Genomic DNA, 6,890 nt, shown 5'->3' on the forward strand with positions numbered 1-6,890 from the left:
TTCCGTCACGGCGAGCCCGCCGGCCGCCGCCGAGCGGGCGTCGGCCTGGTCACGGCGGCGGGTGGTGGGGCGCGTACTGCTTCACGATCCACCGGCAGATCGCCTCCACGACGTAGGCCCGCTCGGCTTCGTCGAGCGCATGCCCGGCGGGGATGCCGTGCCAGCGCGCGAGGCACGTGYGACAGCACGTCGCGGTGGCGTGCTGGGCGACGAAGACGGGATGCCCTCGATACGGCGTCTGCCGGCCGTCGTTGTGCGGTTCGGCCGGGGCCAGCCTGCGACCGATCAGATCCTCGGCATGCTTACGGACGGTCACGATCCCGCGCAGGTCGACCACCGCGCGGTCCCTTCCGACCAGCCGGAACTTCGCGCGGAAGGGGTGCCGCCCGATCCGCTCCAACCTGTTGTCCAACTCGTCCGTCATCGGTTCGGGGCGCCTTCGAACGCAGTGACCCGTGGTCGATCAGGACTGCCGCTGGGTGATGTTGACCATCCAGGTGATCCCGAACCGGTCCACGAGCGTGCCGGCCTCGTCACCCCACGACTGCTTCGCGAGAGGCAGCGTCACCATGCCGCCGGCCGACAGCTTCTCGAAGTAGTCGCGGATCTTGGCGTCGTCGCCGCCGAGGTACAGCGCGACGTTGTTGCCCGGGTTGAACGGCACCTCCTTCCGGACGTCCCACGCCATCAGCCGGTAGCCGTCCGGGGTGTCGAGCACGGCGTGCATGACCTGGTCGGCGTTGGGCGCGTCCGGCGAGCCGAAATCGGCGTACGTGCCCAGCTCCAGCTTTCCGCCGAGGATGTCCCGATAGAACTCCATCGCCTGCCGTGCGTTCCCGTTGAAGGCGAGGTACGGGTTGAGTTGAGATCCCATCTGACGCTCCTTGGCGTGAGTGATGTCGAACGACTTGAACCTGGTCCCTACGTGGGGATCCCGCCGCGATTGATCTTCGGCACCTCGATACTCAAGGCCCGCAACTGTTGGAACGGGTTCATGAACTCGCGGTTCTGCTTGATTTTTCCGTCTTCAAGCAGGAACGAGTGTATGAAGTGGTTCTCGTAAGTGCCGACCGGGTAGTCCGGGTACCGGATCTCGCCCTTGCCGTCACACTCGACCCAGAACCTGTTGGGGTCCTGTGTCTCGAAGATCTGCACGTTGATCCATTCCCAGTCGGGGAACATTCGCAACGACCACTCGCCGTGCGCCTTCAGTTTCTCGTGGCCCTGCGAGACGACCGGTTCTCCGGTATCCGTGGTGTACAGGCCGGCGCTACCGTCCTCGGCGAACAGCAGATACCGCGTCAGGCGGTTCTCGCCCTTTCGGCTCATGTAGTCCGCGACAACCTCGCGGTGCCGGCGGCGGAGTTCGACGTCGGTGCCGAATCCCTCGGGCTGCGTACTGGTGTCTGCCATCTCGAATCCCCGTATTCCTTGATGTGACCGTCCAGTTGTGGCCTGTTCTCGGTGCTTGTCGCACGGCCCCGCGCCGCCGCCCGTGTCCGGGTGAAGACCCCCGGACACGGGCGGCGGCAGGGTGTCAGGACCGCGTTGCGACCGCTTCGACCTCGAACAGGATGTCGGGCATGGCCAGGCCGGCCACCCCGATCACCGTCTGCGTGGGCGGCTTCTCGGCGCCGCCGCTCGCCACGGCCTGGCCGATCGCCCCGAGCTTGTCGAAGTCGGGCTCCACGACATACGTCCTGAGCTGGACGACGTCGGTGAGGTCGAGCCCGTGGGCCGCGAGGGCCGTGGCGAGGTTGCTGAACGCCTGCTTGACCTGCTCGTTGAAGTCCTTCGAGACGACCATGCCGTCCGGGCCGGACCCGTACTGCCCCGAGACGAACACCAGCTCCGTGCCTGCCGGGACGTTGGCGGTGTGGCTGTAGCCGAACGGGCCCGGGTCGTGCAAACCGTCGGGATTGACGATCGTGTGTGCCACTTGAATTACCTCTCCTGTGGGACGGGTGTTTCCTGCGGATGTCGCCTCCGACACCTCGATCTGATGGCATCGAGGGTGTCAGTGGAGACGGAGCTCGGGGCGGTAAATGTCCAACCAGGTGCTCAGATCGAGTACTCGCTCCATGCCGTTACGGACGTCGATGGGCATCGCGCCCGAGTCCCGCCGCGTAATTTCTTCCAGCCAGCTGCGATCGACCAGATCGAACACCGGATCGTCGGTCGTGAGGAGCTCCTTGCACTGTTGTAGCAGAGCGCCGGTGTACAGCGGATCGAGAGTGGCCGGATAGGGAGCCTTGGTCCGATTCAGCACCGACTGGGGCAGCAGGTCGGCAGTCGCGGCGCGGAGCAGGCTTTTCTCCCTGCCGTCGAATGTCTTCATCGACCACGGGGTGTTGTAGACGTACTCCACGAGTCGGTGGTCGCAGAAAGGAACCCGGACCTCCAGTCCGACGGCCATGCTGATCCGGTCCTTGCGCTCCAGGAGCATGCGCACGAAACGAGTCAGGTGCAGATAGCACATGACCCGCATTCGCATCTCGAAGTCGCTCTCACCGTCGGCCCGCTCGACTTCGCCAACCGCGTCGGCATAGCGGTCGCGAATATAGGTGGGCAGGTCGAGGGCAGCGGTGATATCGGCATTGAACCGATCGGACACCTGGGCCCGCGCGCCGCTGACAAAGACGGCCATCCAGGGAAAGGTGTCCGCGGCCTGTGCCTCCGGCTGGTGGAACCACCTGTACCCGCCGAAGACCTCGTCGGCGGACTCCCCGGACAGGGCGACCGTGGAATGCTCGCGGATGGCTTGGAACAGCAAGTACAGCGAAGCATCCATGTCACCGAGGCTGAGCGGACTGTCCCGCGCGGTGATGACCGCACGGCGCACCGCGGGGTCGGCGATCGCAGCATGGTTGAGCACGATGGGCTCGTGCAGGGAGCCGACGTGTGCGGCCACCTCACGCGCGTAGGGGGCGTCCGACGTGGATCGCAGTTCGTCGGCGACGAAGTCGTCCTCCCGCCCGACGAAGTCCACCGCGAAGCTGCGCACCTTCTCGCCGGGCTCGCCGTGCTCCCCGGGCTTGCCGAGCTTGGCGGCGGCGAGTGCCGTGATCACACTGGAGTCCAGCCCACCGGAGAGCAGGGTGCAGCGCGGCACGTCGGAGACCAGTTGACGGCCCACGATGTCCTCGAGCAGCGTGCGCACGTTGGCGACGGTGGCCGCCCGGTCGTCGGTGTGGGCACGGGTCGGAAGGGTCCAGTAGCGGTGTTCACGCAGGCCGCCTCGGTCGACGGTGACCACGCCGCCCGGTACCACCTCGCGCATCCCGCACCACACCGCAGCCCCCGGCGTCTGCGTGAAGCTGACCAGTTCGCGCAGTCCGTCGAGGTCGACCGCGCGGTCCGCCAGCGAGTTGGCGAGGATCGCCTTCGGCTCGGAGCCGAAGAGCACCCCGTCATCGGTGCTGGAGAAGTAGAGCGGCTTGACGCCCAACCGGTCGCGGATCATCACGAGCTTTTCGACCCGGGCATCCCAGACGGCGAAGGCGTACATGCCGTTGAGCCGTTCGGCGACCGCTTCGCCCCACTCCAGGTAGCCATGGAGCACCACCTCGGTGTCGCTGCGGGTCCGGAACCGATGGCCACGACGGAGCAACTCACTCTTGAGCTCGGTGAAGTTGTAGACCTCACCGCTGTAGGTGATCGTCACCGCACCGTCGTCGGTGTGCACCACCATGGGCTGGGTGCCACCTTCGATGTCGATGACCGCCAGCCTTCGATGGCCGAGCGCCGCATGCCGGTCGAGCCAGGCGCCCTCGGCGTCCGGTCCCCGGCAGGCCATGGTCGCTGTCATCGCGTCCAGGTCGGCGCGCTGCTGAGTCAGATCCCGATCGAACGAGACCCAGCCCGTAATGCCACACATCGATTTGCCTTCTTCCTCTCGAGTGCACTGTCCAGCGCGCGGTCAGGGTTGGAGGCGGTCAATGCGCCAGCCGGGGTCAGCGCGCTCGTACCGCAGCCTCGGATACAGATGGTCCGGGGCGGTCTGCCAGAACTCGACCGACGCCGGTTCGAGCAGGTAGCCCAGCCAGGTGGCCGGACGCCGCAGCTCCGAGCCGGCGCGACTCAGCTCCAGGGCCCGTTCCCTGAGCGCGTCCTCGTCCAGCAGCGGCGCGCTCTGCTGCGTAGCCACCGACATCGGGAGCGCACTGACCGGCCGGGCGGTCCACAAAGCGTCGGATTCCGCGTCGGGCAACGGGTGGGTCGGGCCGCTCACGATCACCTGCCGGTCGACTTCACGCCAGTACCAGACGCCTGACGCCCAGCCCGTCTCCGCCAGGTCGCGGCCCTTGCGGCTGCCGGCGTGGCTGGCGAACACCAGCCCCGTGTCGCGGATCGCGAGCACCGACACCATCCGGGTCGAGGCGTGGCCGCCGGCGTCGGCGGTGGCCAACGCCAGCGAGGCGGGCTTGCAGACGCCGTCCGCGACCGCGCTGTCGAACCAGGCTCGGACCAGCCCCATCGGTTCGGCGGGCGGGGCGGAGAACTCGGTGGGTGCCGCGGAGTTGGCCAGCACGCTCATGACGACGTCCTGACCGGTCCGAAGGCCAGGCCGAGATCGGCTGCCCGACCGGAGTGGACACCTTCGACGATGGCTTCGACGTCGGTCATCATGCGGAGAGTCGGCGGGTAGCCGATGAGCTCGGTGGCCCGGTTCGGCGGCAGCGGCGCGGTCAGGTCGGCCGTGGACTCCCACAGCATCACCGCGCCCCAGCGGTTGGTCTGCGGGTCGGAGATCCAGAACTTCGACCGAAGCCCGTGTATCTGAGCCCAGGGCTCCACGCCCTCGTCGCGCAGGTGTGCGCGTAGGGACTCGATGGTCTGGTCGGACCCGGAGAGGTCCCACCAGGAGATGGTGGCTTTCATGCGTTGAGTACCTCCTCGGTCTCCGTCAGCGGTGCCAGCAGTTCTCCCAGGACACGCTCCCCGTCCTGGGTGAGCACCGATTCGAGGTGGAACTGCACCGAGCTGAAGTGCGGCCCGCGCAGGGCATGCACCTCGCCCGTGCCGGCGTCCAGGCAGACCTTCACCTCGCCGACTCCCGGACACTCCAACTGTTCGGCTCGCCCGCAGGCCACGTAGGAGTTGTAGAAGCCCACCCGTTCCCGCGAGCCGAACAGGTCGATCTCGCGCTGGACGCCCTGGTTCGGGACCTCCCGGCGCCTCAGCCCGAGCCCGAGGTGTCGGCTCAGCAACTGATGGCTCAGGCACACGGCCAGGAAGGGGATGCGCCGGGCCAGCAAGTGCTCGATCGCCGACGTGAGGTGGGCCATCCTGGGGTGGTCGGCGTCCCGCGGGTCGCCGGGACCGGGGCCCAGTACGACGAGATCGTGGTCGTCGAAGCGGTGCGGCGCGTCGAAGCGGGAGAGTTGCACCGTCAGCCCGATGGCGCGCAGTTGGTGGGCCAGCATCCAGCTGAAGGTGTCCTCGGCATCGATGACCAGCGCCCGGCGGCCGGCCAGCACCGGGTGCGGCTGGGATCGCGAGTGGGCGTCGCTGAGCCAGAAGCGTGCGATCGTCCCGTTGCGCCTGCCCAGGGCTTCCTGGATCAGCGGGTGCGCGTCGAGCCGCTCGTCGGCGCCCAGCGCGGAGAGCAGGCCCGCGGCCTTGGTACGGGTCTCGGCGACCTCGGCGTCGGGGTCGGAGTGCCGGACCAGGGTCGCGCCGACCCCGACCTCGACATGTCCGCTGTCGTCGAGGTCCGAGGTGCTGATGTCGGCGGTGCGGATGAGGATCGCGGAGTCCAGGGTGCGCGCGCCGCCGGCGTCGCGGCCGATGAGGGCCGCGACGCCCCCGTAGTACCCGCGGCCGCGCGGCTCGTAGCGGGCGATCACCCGGCAGGCGTTCTCGAGCGGGCTGCCGGTCACTGTGGGCGCGAACATCGTTTCCCGCAGGATGTCCCGGGGATCGAGGTCGCTGCGCCCCTCGATGATGTACTCGGTGTGCGCAAGCCAGGCCATTTCCCGCAGGAACGGGCCCACCACGCGGCCACCGCCCCGGCAGACCCGGGCCATCATTTTCAGTTCCTCGTCCAGGACCATGTACAACTCGTCGGTCTCTTTGCCGTCCGTGAGGAAGTCCATGACCTCCGACAGGACCGGCCCTGTCGGGGGATAGCGGTAGGTGCCGCTGATCGGGGTCATTGCCGCGATGCCGTCCCGCAGGCTGACGTGGCGCTCCGGTGTGGCGCCGACGAAGGTTCGAGAACCGGTGTGCACGAGGAAGGTCCAGTAGGCGCCGGTCTCCCGGGTCAGCAACCGGCGGAACAGGCTCAGTGCGCTGCGCGTGGAGTACCCGGTGATGGTGGTGACGAACGAGCGCTTGATGACGAAGTTCGAGCCCTCTCCGGTGCCTATCTCGTTGGCGAGCACCGCGCGAACCGTGTCGGCGTAGGCGTCGTCCTCGGTGTCGAAACGTCCACCGGCCAGGGCGATCGGCTCGTCCGGCAGGTGTCTCAGCGCCTCGGACGTGGCGATCTGACCCTGGTCGGTCACCGACATCGCGAGCAGCGGTGAGCCGTCCGCGGCGGCCGCGAAGCCGCGCTCGGTGATCTGCTGATGGGGCACCAGGACCAGGGCTTCCTGCCGGACCTCGCCGGGCCGCCCGGCCGGCGGGATGTCGGCCAGCGGGATGTCGGCCAGCCGGGCCGGGGTGCTGACCTGGCCCAGCAGGATCTCCATCCGGTCCAGGCCCAGGGTCTCGGGGCGGTGCAGCAGGGCGAAGGGGCCCGGATTGGGTCCCAGCACGTGTTCGAGCAACTGCCGCGAGTTCATCGGAAGACCTCCTCGGTGGTCGTGACCACCGAGCAGCGAGCGGCCGCGTAGTCGAGGGCCAGCCGGTGGTGCTCGGCGGAGAAGTCGCCAACGGCGTCGGCG

At 68.1% G+C, this 6,890-nt stretch carries 8 protein-coding genes; all 8 read right to left on the reverse strand.

Annotated features, from left to right (window positions below; all coding sequences use genetic code 11):
• Positions 1-49: 49 nt before the first annotated feature.
• On the reverse strand, positions 50-424 hold the full coding sequence (locus EAO75_RS03340; protein ID WP_147993492.1) for a DUF4186 domain-containing protein: 375 nt from the start codon (positions 422-424) through the stop codon (positions 50-52).
• 39 nt (positions 425-463) lie between these two features.
• On the reverse strand, positions 464-874 hold the full coding sequence (locus EAO75_RS03345) for a VOC family protein (RefSeq protein WP_147993493.1): 411 nt from the start codon (positions 872-874) through the stop codon (positions 464-466).
• 47 nt (positions 875-921) lie between these two features.
• Positions 922-1,413, reverse strand: coding sequence for a PhzA/PhzB family protein (locus EAO75_RS03350; protein ID WP_147993494.1), 492 nt, complete (start codon positions 1,411-1,413; stop codon positions 922-924).
• 124 nt (positions 1,414-1,537) lie between these two features.
• A complete protein-coding gene (locus EAO75_RS03355) occupies positions 1,538-1,939 on the reverse strand; it encodes a RidA family protein (protein ID WP_147993495.1) in 402 nt (133 codons plus the stop codon).
• Between the two features lie 78 nt (positions 1,940-2,017).
• Complete coding sequence (gene asnB / locus EAO75_RS03360; protein WP_147993496.1) at positions 2,018-3,877, reverse strand: asparagine synthase (glutamine-hydrolyzing); 1,860 nt, start codon at positions 3,875-3,877, stop codon at positions 2,018-2,020.
• Between the two features lie 42 nt (positions 3,878-3,919).
• Positions 3,920-4,537: a pyridoxal 5'-phosphate synthase gene (locus tag EAO75_RS03365; RefSeq protein ID WP_147993497.1), complete on the reverse strand. Its 618-nt coding sequence runs from the start codon at positions 4,535-4,537 to the stop codon at positions 3,920-3,922.
• Positions 4,534-4,881, reverse strand: a complete 348-nt coding sequence (locus EAO75_RS03370) for a YdhR family protein (RefSeq protein ID WP_147993498.1) — start codon at positions 4,879-4,881, stop codon at positions 4,534-4,536. Before EAO75_RS03370 ends, EAO75_RS03365 begins: the two co-directional genes overlap by 4 nt.
• Positions 4,878-6,788 carry an anthranilate synthase family protein gene (locus EAO75_RS03375; protein WP_147993499.1) on the reverse strand — a complete coding sequence of 637 codons (1,911 nt, stop codon included), beginning with the start codon at positions 6,786-6,788 and terminating at the stop codon, positions 4,878-4,880. Before EAO75_RS03375 ends, EAO75_RS03370 begins: the two co-directional genes overlap by 4 nt.
• Between the last annotated feature and the right edge of the window lie 102 nt (positions 6,789-6,890).

Origin of the sequence: Streptomyces sp. UW30, from assembly GCF_008042075.1 — a bacterium.
GTDB lineage: Bacteria > Actinomycetota > Actinomycetes > Streptomycetales > Streptomycetaceae > Streptomyces.